The organism is Bartonella sp. AC10YNML, from assembly GCF_042196825.1.
Classification (GTDB): domain Bacteria; phylum Pseudomonadota; class Alphaproteobacteria; order Rhizobiales; family Rhizobiaceae; genus Bartonella.
On sequence record NZ_JBHIRA010000014.1, the window covers coordinates 19,863 to 38,665 of the forward strand.

Here is an 18,803-nt window from a genome sequence, read left to right on the forward strand (position 1 = left end):
AGGTTATTTTTCTTTTGTTTTTAATAATTGCTTGAGATATGGGTTGCACTCAAGTTCACGCTGATAGGATATTTCACAACTAGCATATGCTTCTTGGCGGTGATGATTCCAATATTTTAAATCATCTATAGGGATTTTTTGCCCGCTAACAGCACAAATGGTATAGGTACCATATTCTATAATGTCATATCCGTTATTAGAATAATGAATTTTTGCTTCGCGTTCACCATTGGGAAACATTATAACTCCTTTTTACTTGATACAAGAGATTCAAGAAAAGTGCCATAAAATATATTATAAAGTCGAGAGTTAATTTTAAAATATTTTTCTTGTAAAAATGATGAAGAGCTTATTTTCTGCCAAAAAGCCGTTCTATATCTGCCAATTTGAGTTCAATATAAGTAGGGCGTCCATGATTACATGTACTTGTATTAGGTATTGCCTCCATTTGTCGTAATAGTGTGTTCATTTCTTCGGGGCGTAAAAGGCGCCCTGACCGTATTGAGCCGTGACAGGCCATCGTTGCTGCAACATAATCAAGCATTGCTTTTAAATTGTTTGTTGTATCATACTCAGCGGCTTCATCTGCAAGATCTTTAATAAGAGCTTGGACGTTGATCTCTCCTAACATGGAAGGGGTTTCACGCACAACAATTGCTCCTGGCCCAAATGGTTCTATTCCTAATCCAAATTTTTGCAAAGCATCTTTATGCGTTAAAAGGCATGTTGCATCCTCTTCAGAGAGTTCTACAATTTCAGGAATAAGTAATAACTGTGAAGGAAGTGGTTTGGAATAAAGTGCATTTTTGAGTGCTTCATAAACTAATCGTTCATGAGCTGCATGCTGATCGACAATGATCAAACTATCTTGTGTTTGGGCGATAATATAGTTTTTATGAATTTGTGCTCTGGCCGCTCCTAGTGGATAAGATAACTCTTCTGATGAAGGTATCGTGCTTGGAATGTATGCATCTCCACTTGGTATATTTAAGCCCTCCATAATAGGAGTAGCATCTTCTTTTAAACCAAAAGAACTAGTAATATCTAAGGGTTTGTGAATCATTGAAGCGCTGGTAAAATGATGAGGCTGTGGGCTATAAGAAGAGAACTGGTGAGTGTTCTTAAAATTGCCTGATGGTTGTTGTGCCAATGGTTGTTGTATTTGAAATGCAGTAAGCATTGCTTCAGAACGGGTTGAAGTCGGACGAATACCAGATTGCTGCAATGCTTCACGAATAGCTCCAACGATCAAACCACGAATTAATCCTGGATCACGGAATCGTACATCAGCTTTAGCTGGGTGAACATTAACATCTACTTCAGCAGGTGGGAGATCAATAAAAAGAATAGCGACAGGATAACGATCACGGGGCATAACATCAGCATAAGCACCTCGGAGTGCACTCCATAGAAATTTATCACGCACGGGACGCCCATTAACATAAGCAAATTGATGTAGGCTGTTATTTCGGTTAAAAGATGGCAAGCAAGCAAAACCCGTTAAGCGCACTGCTTCGCGTTCAGCATTCAGCGCAATGCTATTAGGGGCGAATTCTTTTCCCATAATTTGCGTAATACGTTGTAATTGTCCTTGAGTATTATTTTCTGTAGCAGGCAGTTCTATAGATGTTCTGTCTAGTCCTGAAAGAGAAAAGCGGATATGTGGAAATGCGATAGCAATTCGCTTAATCATATCGCTAATAGCATTTGTTTCAGCCCGATCAGTTTTCATAAATTTTAATCGTGCCGGTGTGACAAAGAAAAGATCACGAACTTCAACAATTGTTCCAGGATTTGCAGCAGCTGGCTTGGGGCCTACAATTTTTCCTGCAGTAACGGAAATTTCAGCAGCGCTCTCAGCATTTTTTGTTCGTGAAGTGAGTTTAAGTTTTGCAACAGAACCAATAGAGGGGAGGGCTTCTCCTCTAAACCCAAGGAAGCAGATATTGTGTACATCATCGGTAATCTTTGAGGTACAATGGCGAGAAACTGCTAGAGTTAACTGATCTGCAGGAATCCCACAACCATTATCACTAACTTTGATAAAATTTTTTCCACCACTTGCTGTAATGATTTCAATGCGCGTTGCATCAGCATCAATAGCGTTTTCAACAAGTTCTTTGACAACATTTGCTGGTCGTTCAATAACTTCACCAGCGGCGATTTGATTAATAATATTTTCGCTAAGATGGCGTATAATCATAATAAATTCTAACAGGAATCTTAAGGGTTTATAAGAAATTATGATAACACCATTTGCGCGACATTCAAGAATAAGAGAGCATGAAAATATTATTTTTACAATACCTCTTGTTTACTTTTAAAGAGAGGCAAAATGTTCTTCATTATTCAAAGTATTTTATTTTATGTTAACAAATCAGTTTGAAAAAAACAAAAAAAATAGTTTTTATCACCTTAAAAATGGCTTGCACCAAGGGATCATCTAGGTCAAAAAGAAATACAGTAAAAAGGGAAGGCAATATATGGCGCGTATAAGCGGTATTTTAGCAGATAGTGATATACAAGCTTTGATTGATAATAACTTTCTCAAGGCTCAGTATCCATTTGATAGATCTCAAATACAACCAGCAAGCCTTGATCTTCGTTTAGGGGAGAAAGCTTATCGTATACGTGCTTCTTTTATGCCGGGTTCTGATGCAAAAGTTTTGGATAAGCTTGAACGGTTAAAGTTGCATGAGTTTGATTTACAAGACGGAGCCGTTTTAGAAACGGGGTGTGTTTATATTGTTCCTCTTTTGGAAACTTTAGCTTTACCAGAATTTTTATCTGCTGTTGCCAATCCCAAAAGTTCCACGGGGCGGTTAGATGTTTTTACACGTGTCATTACGGATAATGCTCAGGAATTTGATAAAATTTGTGCTGGTTATCATGGTCCACTTTATTTGGAAGTTAGTCCACGAACATTTCCAATTTTGGTACGTACTGGCTCACATTTATCACAGCTTCGGTTTAGAAAAGGGCAAAGTTATTTAAATGAAATTGAGTTGCACACTTTGCAAAGGCAAGAAACACTGATATCGGAAGATCTTCCTAATATTAGTGCTGATGGTATTGGACTTTCCATTAATTTAAAGGGAGATGAAAACGGGCTTATAGGTTATCGTGGTAAACATCATACAAGCGTTATTGATATTGATAAACGCGCCGTTGCTCACGTTTTAGATTTTTGGGAACCTCTTTTTGATCGAGATCACAGAGAGCTAGTTCTTGATCCTGATGAGTTTTACATTTTAGTTTCACGAGAGTCTGTTCATGTGCCTCCGCTTTATGCCGCAGAAATGACTCCTTTTGATCCTTTAGTTGGTGAGTTTAGGGTGCACTATGCAGGCTTTTTTGATCCAGGATTTGGGCATATGGAAGCGGGTGGAAAAGGAGCAAGAGCGGTTTTAGAAGTGCGAAGCCATGAAGTTCCTTTTATCTTAGAGCATGGCCAAATGATTGGTCGTTTGGTCTATGAACATATGCTTAATCGGCCCTCAACCCTTTATGGACATGATGTTGGATCACATTATCAAGCACAGGGTTTAAAGTTGTCTAAGCATTTTAAATGAGTTGGAAACCACAAATTTTGATAACATGTACGCAGGAAATATATTGTGAATAAAAGAAAAGTTTTTGTTCTTTAAAAAACCGGCGCCATGCATTTTCCAAGATTAGGGCTTTGTATTTGAGAGGATATGAGAGGCATTTTTATTTCTTTTTTCAAGAGATTCTATCTATACGAACTCCATTTATGATTGTGCAAAAGAATAGTTTTGATTATTTCATCATGACAAAATTTACAATGAAAGAAATTTACTATATTCAATATGTTATTCATATTTACTATTATAATAAATCAATAGGTTACTAAAATTCAATAGAGCTAATAAATAAATTTTTACTCCAGTTTAGTAACAATTATTTTCAATAAACATTGTTCTAATTTTAGTAACTCATTTATAGCCTCAAGATATAATATTGCTAGAAAATTATTCAATTAAATATGAATAGTTTCTATTGGTATGAACATTAAAAGTTTTTATGCTTTATGTGCATTAGGCACTATATATTTTTATAAACTTTTATGAATAAGTAAAATATCTCAATTTTGAATATTGATATACGAAGATTTCTGCATGTATGCGACAGCTTTATTTCCAGTATTAATAAAGGATTTTTTCATCTTTTGGGGGGGGATGATTTATACTTAATGACACTCTATATTCTTAATAACTGATAATGTAAGGATCTTTGGGGAGAGACGCGACTTTAAATTATAACTAATTAAGCTACGGAGCAATCGCTTTCGAAGAGGGATTGCTTTAAAGAGAGTATAACATTTTAATTGCACATGAAGAATATATGAGTAGATACGTTATTAATGATACTTCATACTGTGAGATTTTAAATTTGGATAAGAGCAATAAAGACGTTGTTTTTATCAATTAGTTTTTTTAGAAAGTTGCAGTCTCTGTTGCTTCTATCTATTCAATAGAGTGCTTTGGGAGAATAGCGAATAGGTAGGTACATGGATTCGCTTTTATGCGTTTTAGGATGTTTTCTCTTTTCATTTAGGAATAATGGTGCCATCAATGATTATTTCTTCAACACTTGATTATCGTAAGGCAGCAAAGCGTCGTCTTCCTCCCTTTCTTTTTCACTATATTGATGGTGGGGCTTATGCTGAAGAAACGATGCGACATAATTGTACAGATCTTCAAGCACTTGCACTGCGTCAAAGGATTCTATGCCACGTTGGTGAAGTTGATCTTTCAATCAAGCTTTTTGATCAGACACTTGGTCTACCGATTGTGCTCGCACCTGTTGGGCTAACGGGCATGTATGCACGTCGTGGAGAGGTAAAAGCAGCGCGTGCTGCAGTGGCAAAAGGGATTCCTTTTACACTATCCTCTGTTTCAGTTTGTCCTATTGCGGAAGTGCAAGAAGCGATTGGAGGTGCATTTTGGTTTCAACTTTATGTTCTCAAAGATCGCGGTTTCATGCGTGATGCACTAGAACGGGCTTGGTTGGCTGGTGTACGCACGTTGGTTTTTACAGTTGATATGCCAATTCCTGGTGCACGTTATCGTGATGCGCATTCGGGTATGTCTGGTCCTTATGCTGGTTTACGTCGTTTTTTACAAGCTTTGACTCATCCATATTGGGCTTGGAACGTTGGTGTTATGGGGCGCCCTCATGATCTTGGAAATGTTTCCATTTATCTCAAAAAGAAGATTGCATTGGATGATTATGTTGGTTGGCTTGGTGCAAATTTTGATCCCTCAATTGGTTGGCATGATCTACAATGGATTCGCGATTTTTGGAAAGGAAAAATGATTTTGAAAGGTATTCTTGATCCAGAAGATGCGCGAGAAGCCGTACGATTTGGTGCTGATGGTATTGTTGTTTCCAATCACGGTGGACGCCAGCTTGATGGTGTATTATCAACAGCACGAGCGTTGCCTGAAATTGCAGATGCTGTAAAGGATCATTTGACTATTTTAGCGGATTCTGGTGTTCGTTCTGGTCTTGATGTTGTACGCATGATAGCACAAGGTGCGGATGCTGTTATGATTGGCCGTGCTTTTGTTTATGCGCTTGCAGCAGCAGGTAAGAAAGGTGTTATGCATCTCCTTGATCTTTTTGCCAATGAAATGCGGGTAGCTATGACACTGACTGGTACTCAGACAATCAAAGATATTACACGCAAGAGTTTAGTAAATATAGATGTTTTTAAGCAATGAAAGAAATATGTTATACTTCTTTCAGAAAAAGAAAGTATTTTTATAGAGGAGCATAATTATATATTTTAAAAATATGTTGACAGTTAAAGTTAAATAGAAAATATCAATAAGCTCCTCTATAAAATCACAGAAAATACTCAGTAACTACAGTAATATTAAATATTAATAATAATAAACACGAAAAAAAACAATAATAACATTGCATACATATTTTATTTACTTTATTAAAAGCTCATTCTACGGATAAAAAGGAACAAGCGCTGATATTAAAGGTAAAACAACTGTTGATATAGAAAAAGTAGCTATAAATAATGCTGTGAGCATTTTTCCCTCCTGTATATAAAAAAACATTAAAATATAATATATTAATTACTTCTTTTCCACATTGGCATAAAACGTAAATTTATAAAATCCATTTAGTTTTATTTTAATATAGAATAATATTAGTTATTGTATATAAATAAAACTACCAAAAATGTCAATATGTATTTATTTTAATCTATAATTATAATAAAAATGTATCTAATAAATAATATTTCTATAATCTATATATTATTTATATTAAGTTCATTGGATAATATATTATATGGATATGATATTGTTTTTATGGAGTACGTTTTTAAGCAATGAAAAAATATCCGTACTATCTTTAAAAAAGCTCGTTTACTGAGAGAAAAACTGCGTGAATTAATGTGCTTTTCTTTCTTATTTTCTTGCATCCTCAATGATTTATGATGTTTTTGAACTGGCGAGCATATTAGGAAGCAGTTGAATATTTTTTGTATAGTATGTCATTTCTAACACTATTTATGCGTCCTCGATTGATTTTATAACTTGTTAAAATATCCAGTTCGTTTTTATTGCAGATGGGGATGGTGGGGGGGCTTAATGATACAAATTGGCATAGAATGTTTTGTTCCATAAGCGATTTAACAATTGCATCTCCAAGTTTCTCCTTTGATACTATGCTCTTCACAGACAACAACAGATTGTTGAGATTGGCATAACTCTAGCACTGATCTATTATCTCAAAGTTGAATTGTTGGCACACTTGTAAGCGTTGGGATAACTTCATGTTTTTTGAAGCTCTTCAGCAACATCAAGACAAATCTGAACAGTTTCTTCAGTAGCAGGTAAGAGAACATCTTTTCCTTTTTTAAACAGAAGTTTTGCTGATATCAATTTTTGAAGCATTTTTATGAATATTCATAACAGAACGCTTTCCTAAACCTATATAAATGGGTACAAGATTACTTAGAGTAGAAAGAATTACAGTTTCCATTTGATCGAATTACTACTCATAAGTAATTGGATAATATTTACTTTATCGCTGAATAAAAAAGAAAAGTTTTTCTCTCTTTAAATAGAGGATGGATTGTCATCTAGCCAATCGGGATAGTTTGCGAGAAATTTGTTCGATGCAAAACGACTTAACATTGCAGTTACTTTTTATCATTTGAAGCTGTGAAAAGAAGGCTAGATAGATGAAAGAATGTAAAAAATGATGGATACATTTTAAGATAAAAAATTATAATTTTGTTAATTCCACACAAGTTGCTGCTGATATTGGTGACAAAAGAAATTCGATCAAAAAAATATCAAAATTATTTGAGGACATTCCTCATGGCATGTAGACTAAACCTTTTTGTTGGTATGAGTGATATTTTCTTTGAACAAAAATTGATTCTATCCCCTGAAATCAGCAATAATCTCTCAGGTTATGTCGTAAACTTTTTAGGGATGTTACAACGCCACTATCGTCCTTTTGTAAAAATGTTAGCATTTTAGATGAGCAGTTGTGAGGAATTTCAACGTTTAATACAGCAAGATCCAGAAACTCTCACGGATTTAGAATGGGCTTCAAGATTTTTATATTTACAGCGATTAAGTTTTAGAGGGAATGTAAATCGTACGATGAGAGTAGAAACCCATCGTAGCGCGCGGGGGCTTAAGCTCTTCCAATTTGAAGGCGTGCTAAAACTTATTTTCCACTGTTTAGCAGGTGTTAGCATTGAACATTTAGACTGGTCTTATTTTATTGTGCGTTATGATCGCCTAAAAATCTTGTTTTATCTTTCACCACTTTAATTGTGGTTTTGAGGGTTATTAAAGAAAAGATTTTTATAAGTGGAAGGATTATCAGCCGATGTCTAAGCTGCTTGTATAAATTAAAAGGGAGTTTTTTGTCTTTAAACAATATGCTAGAAATTCAAAAAACTTTAGTTAACTTCATAAAAGAGGTTACACCATCTTATACAGACTGCTCTGCAAATAACACAATTTCTGGTAAGGAATGTGGCATCACCAATTTTGATTTCTAGAAAAGAAACAATACGTATTAAATAGTCTTTAACTTGCAGACTTTTTGAGAATCCTTTCAGAATCTTTTGAAAAAAGTGAACTGATAGAAGATATTTCTATCAGAATATAAAAACTTTTCTAACAAGTTAGGAATAAATCTAGAAATATATATTAAATATAAAAACAGTGCGATATGCAGGATGTCTGGGCTTTAGAAATAAGAATCAAAGCGTATAAAGATGCATAGAGGTGAGATTGAGACATATCATTTTATGATTCAATAAAAAATAAAAATTAAAGAAAAAATTCTATATCAAAAATTTAAGGTGGTTTAAAAGGTGGACGGGCAATGCATGGAAGGATGAGTGAGAAGGTGAATTAGGGGAGAGTGATTTATAGATTATCAGTATCTTTATAAAAGTATCTTCTCAAGATAAATATTGGGATGAAATAAGATTGTGGTTGAATGTTCGAAAAGATAATACGCGCTCTTAACTTTTCCGTTATACACATCACAATAAACGCCGTGAAAGAAACGGTCCTATTACAAACTTTCTCTAAAAGCAGTACATGAGTTTGCAAGATATTACAGTAATATTTTAAAAGAAGGATTTTATTTCAGGAAAAAATTATCTTAAAATAGTAAAGCAATATTTTTCAAGAAATTGCTAGGCAACTTTTGAAAGTAAAAAAGCTAAGTTAAAAAATAAAAGCAAAAATGGTTGTTGGTTTTCTCAATTGGAGTTGCATGTCATTTCCCATATAGGGAATTTACCTATAGAAAAATTAACAGCCAAGATCATTCACAATGTTTTCCCGCCACTTTAGCATGAAAAAGCAGATAAAGTGCGAAAGTATTTTCCTTATCGTCAACATCATTATTATAATTAGGAAGCTGAAGCAACGTCATTTACAAATCACATAAAAGCCTTACCATTATTCATTATATAGCTCCATAGATTGCTTTTCTTCAAGCATGCAAGCTTCTAGATGTTATTTTTGTTGAAAACAGAACCTTTGTGTATGATCAGTTCTTTGAACGACGATAGTAGTGCAATCCATAAAATCTTTTCTCACCTTCTTTTGATAGGATAACAAAGATGCCCATAGAATACATCAATAGACTCAATCATTTTACACAAACATAATCTGTTGAATCCTTTCGCTTCAACTCAGACATCTCCGTTACTCTAATAAAATCCAATCGATCACCAGAGTGTTTTAACCTTTTAAGTTCTTTTACTTTTAGTCTGAATATATCCACCTTTTTCAAATCGTTTCATTAATTAATGTTTCAGAGGAGTTGTATCTTTATCACTTTATTTTCCGTTTATCTCTCCAACCACATAAACGTTCACCTTGTTCGTTATGTTTTAAAATATCTCTCGCCAAATTTGAACTAATGACATTGATATCTTGTCGATTCAAATAAATTGGCAGCCATCCAATACAAGAAGTTCGTTCATTCGTCGCGCAACCAGCTAGAAAGCTTAGTGCGCACATCAGCATCACTTTTCTTATTAATTTCATTTTCTACCTCAAGCCGTGTTGTCGCTATCTTGAAATCTTCTTTTGTTTGCTTTTGCTTCTCAATTTTTTTCCCAAGAAAAAAGGCTTTGACTAAAGCTATAAGAAAAGCTGCTATGAGCGCTGACGTCATTGTCAGATATTTTTTTATCCATAAAATCATAGGCGGTGTTCCTGAAAACGTTTAGCAATGTATATCATAGCTGTACAAGCAGCTAAAACCATAATGCCTGCTAGAACCCATTGAACAGGACCATTTCCTGCAAAAAGACCTCCAAGCCCTGAAAAAGAACCTATGATTGGTGCAAGAGCTTCTACTTTGCAAATACCTGTTACACCTTCTGGTTCTACTACATGATAATTGGGGGCAACATGAGCTCCTTTTGCCCACAATCCTGCTTCGGTTGCTCGGCGATTGACAAGACCTTGGATACGTTTTCCTCCCACTCTTGTCCATTTTTGCAATTCGGTTGGTATCGCTTCATATTCACCTTTATTAAGCTTTTTCAAAAGTGTAGAACTGCGAAATGCTGTGATTCCTACATTATAGCAAAATGATACTAATGCCGCGAATTGTTCATCGTTTAAAGGAACGGTAACGGCTTTTTCAACAACAGCTTCATACTCCCTCAAGTCCTGACGAAGGATTTTTTCAGCTTCTTTTTCCGTAATTTGCATATCTTTGTGAACGCTTGGAGCACCAGCAGCACTTGTATGTCCATAACCAATTGTCCAGACACCACCAGAATCTTCATAAGCTGATAAACGCAAGCCTTCCAATTGCTTAATCAATACAAGCCCTTCTTTTGATATTTTTCGCATTATTTTTACCTATAAAAAACTACACAAAGCAGGATATGAATTAAAAACTTACATCTACTCATTTTTAAGAACAGAACAGCGAAAGGGCATAATAAATTCAAAATATCCATAGTGAATTATTTTAAGATCCATATCATTTTTTGAATAAAGATTATGCTAAATACTATTCATTTTACAGTAATTGATCTCCATCTAAAGACAATAACTTTATAATAACTCCATTTATAATCAGATAGATTTCACTCATAAATTCTTACAGTTGATCTAGAATGATTTAGAAGAACTTTACTTGAAAAAACTTCAATAATTCCGATGACAAAAAGCATTTTTAATAAAAAATAAGAGACATAATAATTAATGAAATAATTAGGTGTTGATTTTTAAGTAATTTCAAAAGTCATAAATTGCACCACAGAATTTTTTTTATAAAAACAAAAAAACATTATAATTTAACATTATATATCTAAAAATTATCTTAGAATCAATAAAGCGTATACATAACGTGTTATACATATTTAATAAAAAAATCTATAGTTAAATTAACTATTCTTTGTTTTTTCCCCTAATTGCTTAATTCCATTAAAAAGTACCTTTACGAAGGGTTTTAAATAAACTGTTACATAACAACATAATGGATATTTCTCCTCTCTTACAGTCTGTTTCCAACTGAAACAATATATTAGTGGAGCATATTCAATATATAGACCAATGGTATTTGATAGTTTTTTTAAGAATATTGTACTGTAATAATTTTGAACAAGTAGTTCGGTTTCATATATTTTCTTTTTCATATGAAGCATTTGGTGGGGCGTTTGGGTTTGGGTCCAATGGTGTCATCTTTGTCTGGTGTTGTATTGGCTACGTTTCCAGCAGCCTCTTAAACAAATCAATCAAGCTATTGAAATCTTTTTAGAGGCAATAGCACAAGAGACACAAAAGATTTTGACAAAAAGCTGCTTGAAAATATAGGAAGTTCTCTCCTCATAGCATCCCAGCCCATTTACATAACATAAAAAATAAAAAGGCAATGGATGATATTTGATGATGGCAATAGATATGTAACAATCCATGAGTGTGCACAGCTTTTTAGTATATCCACAACAACGATTCGCAATTAGATGCTTCAGAGGGGGCCGGAGCCATATAAGCTAGGGTGAGCAGTGAGGTGGAGAAAGAAAGAGGTTTTAGCATTTACTCCAGAGAAAAATACGGAGCAAATAACAAGAGATTAGATAAAATTGTATAAATCCTAGAAGGTGGTCTTTAAACAGATAGTTAAATAAAAAATATATATATTTCAACATCTTAATAAAGGTGGTGCCGCATGCCGGATTCGAACCAGCGACCCCATCATTACGAATGATGTGCTCTACCAACTGAGCTAATGCGGCATAGGTTTGTAAGTCAATGAGACAAAACTAATTTGAGGGTAATAGCTAAAAGTACGTATAAAAGCAAGAATGCATTTTTTCAATAATTTATACATATGATAATAATTTGAAGGAGAAGTATGTAAAAGTCAGAGAAAATTATTCTTTGACCTTAATGCTATAAAATGCTTTCCAATTTATGATAGCACTTAAATTAAGAAGCTGGGAATGTAGATCTTTAGAATGAAAATGGTGTTAAGATAACTTAATCAAGATAAAAAACTTTTCTGATTTTTAAGAAAGAAATTTGTTGCATAGAGTGATTGGGAAAATAAAGATCATCATAAACCTTTTATAATGTAAATAGATGAGTAGAATTAGTTGAAAAGTTACTTCTCATTTTTATGGGAAGAAGAAGGGAGGAGGATTAATAACATTAATCACGTTTTTTTTATTTAAGGGGAAGTAAAAATCATGTCGGATGAAGATCGGCTGATAGAACTAGAAATGAAGCTAGCTTACCAAGAAAAATTCATTGAGGAACTTTCTCGAGAGGTAACTAATCAATGAAAAAGTTTGGATGAGATATCTAAAAAGTTGATATTTTAGCGAGACGATTTTCAGATTTAAAAGAACAGAGTGTTACTGAAGCTGTTATCTTACCATTTTCTCAATAGGGAGAAGGTGCGAAATATTTTTTATCACAATTGCAATTATTTACAGATGAGTTTTTATTTCACGCATTTTGTTAGACTTGTAGAATAATTTTTATAAGCTTCTTCATTAATTTTAATAAGTTCTAATCTTATAAGGAGTGCTGATATTAGAAGACGTTTTTTATATGGGGTTTCTAGTACGAAAATTAAGAAAAGTTTTTGTAGAGTATAAAGAAGCAGCCGTAGAAGAATATATGAACTGCAATATTTTAAGTTTTTTCTGTACAGAGTTTTCTTATAGGTGGGAGGTAGATTTATTCGCTAATTTTTTAAAATTGATACAAATAAAGTGATGTTATCGTTATCTATAGAAATCATAAGTGAGCGCCTATATTTATAATAAAGCGTTTTAATTTGTTCTGATGATTAAGTGATTTTCAGTTGTTTTAATAGAGTGAGGGGGGGTAAGCAACATCGATTATGTTATAGTACACAGAGCTCTAGAAGTTTTTTTCAAGATCAAATGGACTCTTTATTATATGATATTTTGTGAAAAGGCTTTTGTTTTTCGTAATTTAAGATACAAAATACTATTGCTAAAGCCCCAAAGATAGACCATGCGGGTAAATAAGTAAGAGTAATGCAAATTGAGGACAGAAAATCAGGCATTACCTTGCATAGAGATTGATTAAGGTGATAGATATCTGTTTGCAGAAGGTTTGTTAAAATTTTATTAAAGGGGGTTGTTGTCCAATGTGATGTGATTACAGAGTGTGCGTTATCAATGACCAATGCTATAATGGTTAGTGTAACGAAAATGAAGGACATTAATTTAAATAAAGGGTGGAGCATATTTTTTCTTAAAACTTCAACGGGACATACGTATAATGCACAAAAAAATAAGGAGTTGCATTATGATAAGAAAATAAGTTTACGTTTGTTTTGTGTTTTTTGAAAGAGGTGCCTAATTTTTCAATAAAAGTTGAGGTTAAGTTCAACAAAAGTAGTGAGGCATGATGTCTGAAAAAAAGCACGAGGAATTGAAGCGTAGCCTTCAAAATCGCCATATTCAAATGATTGCTTTGGGTGGCGTTATTGGGACAGGACTTTTTTATGGGTCAACCGAGGCAATTCAATTAGCTGGTCCCTCAGTTATTTTATCTTATCTTGTCGGCGGGCTTATTATGTATTTCATTATGCGAATGCTTGGTGAAATGTCAGTAGAAGAACCGTCTTCAGGAGCATTTAGTTTTTTTGCTTATAAATATTGGGGGAGATTAGCTGGTTTCATAACAGGTTGGAATTATTGGTTTCTTTATATTCTTGTGAGCATGGCTGAACTTACAGTGATAGGGTTTTACCTTGATCATTGGACTTTGATTGATCATTGGAAGACATCTTTCATTGTTCTTTTATTTGTTACATTTGTTAATTTGTTTAATGTTCGTTTTTATGGAGAATTTGAATTTGCTTGCGCTTTGATCAAAGTGGCTGCTGTTATTGGTATGATTATTTTTGGAATTTTTCTCATTGTCACTGGACTAGGGGAAAATCAAGCGAATATTCATTATCTTTGGGACCATGGCGGTTTTTTTCCTTATGGAGCAGTAGGGGTTGTTTTAGCAACTTCTGTAGTAATGTTTTCTTTTGGAGGAACGGAGCTTATTGGTATTGCTGCTGGAGAGGCATCTAATCCACAAAAAACAATTCCAGCGGCTATTCGTCAAGTTATGTGGAGGATTATAATTTTTTATATTGGTTCTATCAGTGTTATTATGATAATCAGCCCTTGGAATATGATTGGAAAAAAAGGTAGTCCTTTTGTCACAATTTTCGAGACTATAGGAATTCCTGCTGCTGGTCATATTTTGAATTTTGTGGTGATTATGGCTGCTATTTCTGTTTACAATAGTGGCATTTATTCTAATGGCCGTATGCTTTATAGTTTAGCTGTACAAAAAAATGCACCACATATTTTTAGTAAACTGAGTGCTGCTCGTGTTCCTTATATTGCTATCCTTTTTTCATCATTATGTACGGCGTTGATTGTCGTTGTTAATGCTCTTGTTCCTGATAATAGTTTCATGCGGATCATGGCTCTTGCAACTGCAGCAGCAGTGATTACTTGGGCTATTATTGTTATTGTTCATTTGAAATTTCGCAATGCCCATAAGAACAGAAAGGGCGATTTTATTTATGCGTTTGGTTTATATCCTTACGCTAACTATCTTTGCCTCTGCTTTCTTGCTTTATTATTTTGCATTATGTTTGTCAGTGGTTTTGGGAAAAATGGATTGATGACTCGACTTTTTGATATGATAGGAATAAGCTTGCCTTTTCTTGAAGCATATATTCCTGTACAGATGCCTGATATGAGTTTGGCAGTCATTATTATTCCTCTATGGTGCTTGTTATTACTTTTAGGTTATAAACTGAAACGATAGAGAAAGAAGAGCTAATAAAAGGGATTGATTGGAATAAGCCTTGGGGATTATAAAATTTGATGAGGTAACACAAGTTTTTGGTGATTTGTGTGTTTTAAGAAATATTACTGTACAGCTTACCGAAAGACGAATTGCTATTATAGGTGCGAATGGTTCTGGAAAAAGTACATTTGTTCGCCTTATTAATGGGCTCCAATTACCATCTCATGGCTGTGTAAGCGTTGATGGGCTTGATACAAAACGCGACGCAAAAGCAGTAAAGCGTAAAGTTGGATTTGTTTTTCAGAATCCCGATAATCAGATTGTTTTACCATTAGTTGAAGAGGACTTATCCTTTGGTCTCAAAAATTTAAAGCTTAATAAAGATGAAATTAAGGAGCGTGTAGATGAAATTTTACAGCGCTATGAACTTCAAGATTTCAGAAATCACGCTGTCCATTTATTAAGTGGTGGGCAAAAACAACTCGTTGCTATTTCCAGTGTAGTTGCAATGAAACCAGACTACATTATTTTTGATGAGCCGACGACATTACTTGATTTGCGAAATAAGCATCGCGTTACGCAAGTGATAGAAGAATTACCACAAACGGCAATAGTTGTATCGCATGATTTAGAGTTTTTGAAAAAATTTGATAGAGTGCTGGTTTTTGATAAGGGGGATATAGCAATTGATGATGTACCTTTTGTTGCTATAAAGGAGTATATAAGAAGAATGTCATGATCGGTTTATATATTCCGAGGGATACATTTATTCATAGGTTAAGTCCTGGAGTTAAGTTATTATTTCTTACGGCCTGTGGAACTTTTATAATAATGGTTTCTTCCATAGCGCTTCTTGGGTTATTTCTATTGTTGGTCATCTTATTCTATAGAGTCGCCAAAATCCCTTTCAAAACTGTGATAAAGCAATTTAAATCGATGGGATTGCTTTTAGTTCTTCTATTTGTATTTCAAACTATTTTTAGCGGTTGGCTTACGGGGGTTGAGGTCATATTACGTCTTGTTATCCTCTTTTCTTTATCATCAGTTATTTCATTCACAACAAAAGTTTCAGATATGGTAGATGCAATTGAAGCAGGCCTCCAGCCCTTTCGTTGTTTTGGTATAAATCCATCAAAAGTGAGTATGGTTATCTCTATGGCGATCAGGTTTATTCCTCTTTTGAGTGAAAAGTTTAATGAGGTACATGAAGCACAGCAAGCAAGGGGACTTAATACTAACATTGTCGCTCTTGCGATACCTTTAATTATACGGACTATAAGAATGGCTTCAGAAGTGGCTGAAGCATTGGAAGCGCGTTCTTATGATGCTGATACTATTGATACAGCATCTCATAATAATAAAAGTTTTTATAATAAAAGAAGAATCAAATGAATACAAAAGATTTAGTTTATATTGCTTTATTTGCCGCTATTTATGCTATTTTGGGCCTTTTCCCTTCTATTTATCTTCCTTTTCTTCTAGGGGTGCCTATTACAGCTCAATCGATGGGACCGATGCTAGCAGGGTCTATACTTGGGGCAAAAAGGGGTGCTTTAGCGTCACTCCTTTTTCTTGTTCTTGTTGCGATTGGATTACCTCTGTTGCCTGGTGGTCGTGGTGGAATAAGTGTCTTTTCAGGAATTGCAAGTGGTTATTTAATAGGTTTTCCATTTGCCGCATTTTTTATTGGTTTAATGGTAGAGTTGTTTTGGCAGCGGTTAAATTTTATAACATTATTTATAATAAATACTTTTGGTGGCATTGGGATAGTTTATTCTTTTGGTGTTCCATGGACAGCGTATATGACCAAAGTTTCTTTACTGAAGGTTTTAATGGCTTCATCAGTTTTTTTGATAGGCGATTGTTTAAAAGTGTTGATTGCATCCTTTATTGCACTCGCGATTAAAAGATCTGTTCCTCTAATTTATTCAAAGCATAATAACTAAAATAAATGCATTATATAATATTCATATATCACTATTATTGAATTTAACTATAGTAATTTATGATGTAATTAAAAATTGTAGAATCTAATATGATTCATATAAGTGATATTATTAAAATAAATTATTATAGTATTTTTCTCTATATCTAATGTATTTAAAGTGTACTTTTATAAATCTGATACTTTTTATTAATTGTACAACAATAACGAAATATTTTCCCTAGTGAAGGAATAATTCAGTGAATACAAAAGATTTGATTTATATTGCTTTATTTGCCGCTATTTACGCTGTTTTGAGTCTTTTCCCTCCTATTTATCTTCCTTTTTTGCTGGGTGTCCCTATTACAGCTCAGTCTATGGCTCCGATGTTAGCAGGATCTATACTTGGAGCGAAAAGGGGAGCTTTAGCATCACTTCTTTTCCTTGTTCTTATTGCGATTGGGTTACCTCTATTGCCTAGTGGTCGTGGTGGAATTAGTGTTTTTTCAGGAGTTACGAGTGGTTATCTGATTAGTTTTCCATTTGCTGCATTTTTTATTGGCTTTATGGTAGAATTGCTTTGGCAGCGGTTAAATTTTATAATATTATTTATGATAAATATTGTGGGTGGCATTGGGATAGTTTATTCTTTTGGAATACCATGGGTAGCTTATATGACACAGGTCCCTTTGCTGACAGTTTTAATAAGTTCATTAGGTTTTTTGGTTAGTGGTTTCTTGAAAGTGCTGATTGCATCCTTTGTAGCGTTGACCATAAAAAAAACCGTTCCTCTCATTCATTCGAAAAAAGGGGCAGTTCTGTACTGAAGAACAAATTTTTCCAAATTTCTGTAGATTAAAAAGCACCACGGAATACCATTTTGTTTTGTCTACTTTTTTATTGGTATTTTTATCTGCATAGCTCTCAGAGGTAGCCATACGAAAATTGAATGTTTAGGCACCAAAATTCCTTTTTGCTTTCAGGAGCAGCTCCCAAATAGCCAATTAATATCGTTTTATTTAGCATGCTTGTAAGTTTTATTCGATTTGCATATTATATGCATAAAGCCATAGAATAATTTATTATTTTTTTATATTTTTAGTTAATTAAGCACTAATTTTTAAAGTATTAAATTATATTAATTGTACCAAAACATGGATAATTAAGTGTTTATCTAGAACTCTTGATGTATATAATACCCTTATAAATGTATTAATATAAGGTATAAAAATGAGATTTGAATGGGATGATGCTAAAACAAAAAGTAATCTTAGAAAGCATCATGTAAAGTTTTGAAATATCTGCATATGTTTTTTCTGATCCATTCTCCATGGCTAACCAAGACCGTATTGAAAATAGAGAGTATGGTTATCAAGCTTTAGTGCTTGTGGAGGTTTTTATTACTATTCGTAGCGCATACTGTCCATGACAATAAAGATGGTATAGAGGTAATGCGTATTATTTCAGCTCGACGAGCCAATTTGAAAGAGAGGAAACGTTATAAAGAAGAAAGTTCGTTATGAAATTGAGGTAGGTAACTTATCAGTTTTGACAGATAAACAGAGACTTGAAATTGATAAATTGGCTGTAATGTCGGATAGTGCAATTGATCATAGAGATATTCCGTCACTCAATGATGTGTTCTGGAAAAACGCCGTTTTCAATCCATTCTATAAACCACCCAAAACTGTCACAACAGTGCGAGTGGATTCAGATGTGCTAGCGTGACTTTAAAAGTCAAGGGAAAGGATATCAAATGCGGATTAACGCCATTTTACGTGATGGCATGCTTCGTTTAATGTTTTAATTTTTCCTCCACTTAAAAGCAGGGAAAGGGAGTCATACTCTGAAAATCTAAGCAGCTTTCACTGCAGAGTTCTCTAAAACTCGTATTGCTTCTGCAATTAAAATTTTATAGCTTTAATTCTCAGCTAAACGATTCTAAACAATGAAATATATTTTGGATACACTACCTTCTCATAACCACTAAGATAACTTTGGCAGCACCTACTATCTGATAAGACTATAGA

17 protein-coding genes, 1 tRNA gene and 3 pseudogenes are annotated in these 18,803 nt (G+C 33.9%); 12 read left to right on the top strand and 9 right to left on the bottom strand.

Translation table 11 applies throughout. The features are described from left to right. Positions 1–3: 3 nt before the first annotated feature. Both ACFINA_RS07385 and mutL read right to left on the bottom strand, forming a co-directional pair. Entirely contained in the window at positions 4–240 is a 237-nt protein-coding gene (locus ACFINA_RS07385; RefSeq protein WP_375608064.1) for a DUF2093 domain-containing protein, read from the bottom strand. A 109-nt stretch (positions 241–349) separates the two neighbouring features. Then, positions 350–2,203, bottom strand: coding sequence for a DNA mismatch repair endonuclease MutL (mutL, locus tag ACFINA_RS07390; protein ID WP_375615343.1), 1,854 nt, complete (start codon positions 2,201–2,203; stop codon positions 350–352). A gap of 280 nt (positions 2,204–2,483) precedes the next feature. Here mutL and ACFINA_RS07395 point away from each other — a divergent pair, with 280 nt between their 5' ends. Next, on the top strand, positions 2,484–3,572 hold the full coding sequence (locus ACFINA_RS07395) for a 2'-deoxycytidine 5'-triphosphate deaminase (protein WP_375607382.1): 1,089 nt from the start codon (positions 2,484–2,486) through the stop codon (positions 3,570–3,572). Positions 3,573–4,595: 1,023 nt separating this feature from the next. Beyond that, positions 4,596–5,747: an FMN-dependent L-lactate dehydrogenase LldD gene (lldD, locus tag ACFINA_RS07400; RefSeq protein ID WP_375615344.1), complete on the top strand. Its 1,152-nt coding sequence runs from the start codon at positions 4,596–4,598 to the stop codon at positions 5,745–5,747. Between the two features lie 1,071 nt (positions 5,748–6,818). On the opposite strand, the gene ACFINA_RS07405 is transcribed toward lldD, so the two are convergent. Then, a complete protein-coding gene (locus ACFINA_RS07405) occupies positions 6,819–6,941 on the bottom strand; it encodes a hypothetical protein (RefSeq protein ID WP_375607384.1) in 123 nt (40 codons plus the stop codon). A gap of 429 nt (positions 6,942–7,370) precedes the next feature. Between ACFINA_RS07405 and ACFINA_RS07410 the strand changes: the two genes are divergently transcribed. After that, positions 7,371–7,535: a hypothetical protein gene (locus ACFINA_RS07410; protein ID WP_375607385.1), complete on the top strand. Its 165-nt coding sequence runs from the start codon at positions 7,371–7,373 to the stop codon at positions 7,533–7,535. Then, a complete protein-coding gene (locus ACFINA_RS07415) occupies positions 7,536–7,835 on the top strand; it encodes a hypothetical protein (protein ID WP_375615345.1) in 300 nt (99 codons plus the stop codon). It begins immediately after the preceding gene. Positions 7,836–9,362: 1,527 nt separating this feature from the next. On the opposite strand, the gene ACFINA_RS07420 is transcribed toward ACFINA_RS07415, so the two are convergent. The 3 genes from ACFINA_RS07420 to ACFINA_RS07430 are packed head-to-tail and all read right to left on the bottom strand — an operon-like array spanning position 9,363 to position 10,397. Next, the gene (locus tag ACFINA_RS07420; protein WP_375607387.1) at positions 9,363–9,578 is read right to left on the bottom strand and encodes a hypothetical protein; all 216 of its coding nucleotides are present in this window, start codon (positions 9,576–9,578) and stop codon (positions 9,363–9,365) included. Further along, positions 9,511–9,738: a hypothetical protein gene (locus ACFINA_RS07425; protein ID WP_375607388.1), complete on the bottom strand. Its 228-nt coding sequence runs from the start codon at positions 9,736–9,738 to the stop codon at positions 9,511–9,513. Before ACFINA_RS07425 ends, ACFINA_RS07420 begins: the two co-directional genes overlap by 68 nt. After that, positions 9,735–10,397 carry a lysozyme gene (locus tag ACFINA_RS07430; protein ID WP_375607389.1) on the bottom strand — a complete coding sequence of 221 codons (663 nt, stop codon included), beginning with the start codon at positions 10,395–10,397 and terminating at the stop codon, positions 9,735–9,737. Before ACFINA_RS07430 ends, ACFINA_RS07425 begins: the two co-directional genes overlap by 4 nt. Before the next feature lie 1,031 nt (positions 10,398–11,428). Here ACFINA_RS07430 and ACFINA_RS07435 point away from each other — a divergent pair. Further along, a pseudogene (locus tag ACFINA_RS07435) lies at positions 11,429–11,629 on the top strand (helix-turn-helix transcriptional regulator). An 83-nt stretch (positions 11,630–11,712) separates the two neighbouring features. On the opposite strand, the gene ACFINA_RS07440 reads toward ACFINA_RS07435, so the two are convergent. After that, a tRNA-Thr gene (locus tag ACFINA_RS07440) sits at positions 11,713–11,788 on the bottom strand. Between the two features lie 486 nt (positions 11,789–12,274). Between ACFINA_RS07440 and ACFINA_RS07445 the strand changes: the two genes are divergently transcribed. Beyond that, complete coding sequence (locus tag ACFINA_RS07445) at positions 12,275–12,337, top strand: hypothetical protein (protein WP_375607396.1); 63 nt, start codon at positions 12,275–12,277, stop codon at positions 12,335–12,337. A gap of 605 nt (positions 12,338–12,942) precedes the next feature. Here the strand turns inward: ACFINA_RS07445 and ACFINA_RS07450 are convergent. Further along, positions 12,943–13,275 carry a hypothetical protein gene (locus tag ACFINA_RS07450; RefSeq protein ID WP_375607390.1) on the bottom strand — a complete coding sequence of 111 codons (333 nt, stop codon included), beginning with the start codon at positions 13,273–13,275 and terminating at the stop codon, positions 12,943–12,945. A gap of 164 nt (positions 13,276–13,439) precedes the next feature. On the opposite strand from ACFINA_RS07450, the gene ACFINA_RS07455 reads away from it, so the two are divergent. From ACFINA_RS07455 to ACFINA_RS07475, 5 genes are all read left to right on the top strand, one after another. Beyond that, complete coding sequence (locus ACFINA_RS07455; RefSeq protein WP_375607397.1) at positions 13,440–14,867, top strand: amino acid permease; 1,428 nt, start codon at positions 13,440–13,442, stop codon at positions 14,865–14,867. A gap of 40 nt (positions 14,868–14,907) precedes the next feature. After that, positions 14,908–15,588 carry an energy-coupling factor ABC transporter ATP-binding protein gene (locus tag ACFINA_RS07460; RefSeq protein WP_375607391.1) on the top strand — a complete coding sequence of 227 codons (681 nt, stop codon included), beginning with the start codon at positions 14,908–14,910 and terminating at the stop codon, positions 15,586–15,588. Further along, the gene (locus ACFINA_RS07465; protein WP_375607392.1) at positions 15,585–16,241 is read left to right on the top strand and encodes an energy-coupling factor transporter transmembrane component T family protein; all 657 of its coding nucleotides are present in this window, start codon (positions 15,585–15,587) and stop codon (positions 16,239–16,241) included. The genes ACFINA_RS07460 and ACFINA_RS07465 overlap by 4 nt, the downstream gene beginning before the upstream one ends. Continuing rightward, on the top strand, positions 16,238–16,795 hold the full coding sequence (locus tag ACFINA_RS07470; RefSeq protein ID WP_375615346.1) for a biotin transporter BioY: 558 nt from the start codon (positions 16,238–16,240) through the stop codon (positions 16,793–16,795). The genes ACFINA_RS07465 and ACFINA_RS07470 overlap by 4 nt, the downstream gene beginning before the upstream one ends. Positions 16,796–17,033: 238 nt before the next feature. Beyond that, positions 17,034–17,600 carry a biotin transporter BioY gene (locus tag ACFINA_RS07475; RefSeq protein WP_375615347.1) on the top strand — a complete coding sequence of 189 codons (567 nt, stop codon included), beginning with the start codon at positions 17,034–17,036 and terminating at the stop codon, positions 17,598–17,600. 27 nt (positions 17,601–17,627) lie between these two features. Here the strand turns inward: ACFINA_RS07475 and ACFINA_RS07480 are convergent. After that, a pseudogene (locus ACFINA_RS07480) lies at positions 17,628–17,799 on the bottom strand (single-stranded DNA-binding protein); the annotation flags it as partial. A gap of 727 nt (positions 17,800–18,526) precedes the next feature. Here ACFINA_RS07480 and ACFINA_RS07485 point away from each other — a divergent pair. Continuing rightward, positions 18,527–18,580, top strand: a pseudogene (locus ACFINA_RS07485) (hypothetical protein); the annotation flags it as partial. Positions 18,581–18,803 lie beyond the last annotated feature (223 nt).

Coding starts and splice junctions, on each gene's coding strand:
- ACFINA_RS07385 (WP_375608064.1), bottom strand. CDS start 240: ATGTTTCCCAATGGTGAACGCGAAGCAAAAATTCATTATTCTAATAAC.
- mutL (WP_375615343.1), bottom strand. CDS start 2,203: ATGATTATACGCCATCTTAGCGAAAATATTATTAATCAAATCGCCGCT.
- ACFINA_RS07395 (WP_375607382.1), top strand. CDS start 2,484: ATGGCGCGTATAAGCGGTATTTTAGCAGATAGTGATATACAAGCTTTG.
- lldD (WP_375615344.1), top strand. CDS start 4,596: ATGATTATTTCTTCAACACTTGATTATCGTAAGGCAGCAAAGCGTCGT.
- ACFINA_RS07405 (WP_375607384.1), bottom strand. CDS start 6,941: ATGCTTCAAAAATTGATATCAGCAAAACTTCTGTTTAAAAAAGGAAAA.
- ACFINA_RS07410 (WP_375607385.1), top strand. CDS start 7,371: ATGGCATGTAGACTAAACCTTTTTGTTGGTATGAGTGATATTTTCTTT.
- ACFINA_RS07415 (WP_375615345.1), top strand. CDS start 7,536: ATGAGCAGTTGTGAGGAATTTCAACGTTTAATACAGCAAGATCCAGAA.
- ACFINA_RS07420 (WP_375607387.1), bottom strand. CDS start 9,578: ATGAAATTAATAAGAAAAGTGATGCTGATGTGCGCACTAAGCTTTCTA.
- ACFINA_RS07425 (WP_375607388.1), bottom strand. CDS start 9,738: ATGATTTTATGGATAAAAAAATATCTGACAATGACGTCAGCGCTCATA.
- ACFINA_RS07430 (WP_375607389.1), bottom strand. CDS start 10,397: ATGCGAAAAATATCAAAAGAAGGGCTTGTATTGATTAAGCAATTGGAA.
- ACFINA_RS07450 (WP_375607390.1), bottom strand. CDS start 13,275: ATGCTCCACCCTTTATTTAAATTAATGTCCTTCATTTTCGTTACACTA.
- ACFINA_RS07455 (WP_375607397.1), top strand. CDS start 13,440: ATGTCTGAAAAAAAGCACGAGGAATTGAAGCGTAGCCTTCAAAATCGC.
- ACFINA_RS07465 (WP_375607392.1), top strand. CDS start 15,585: ATGATCGGTTTATATATTCCGAGGGATACATTTATTCATAGGTTAAGT.
- ACFINA_RS07470 (WP_375615346.1), top strand. CDS start 16,238: ATGAATACAAAAGATTTAGTTTATATTGCTTTATTTGCCGCTATTTAT.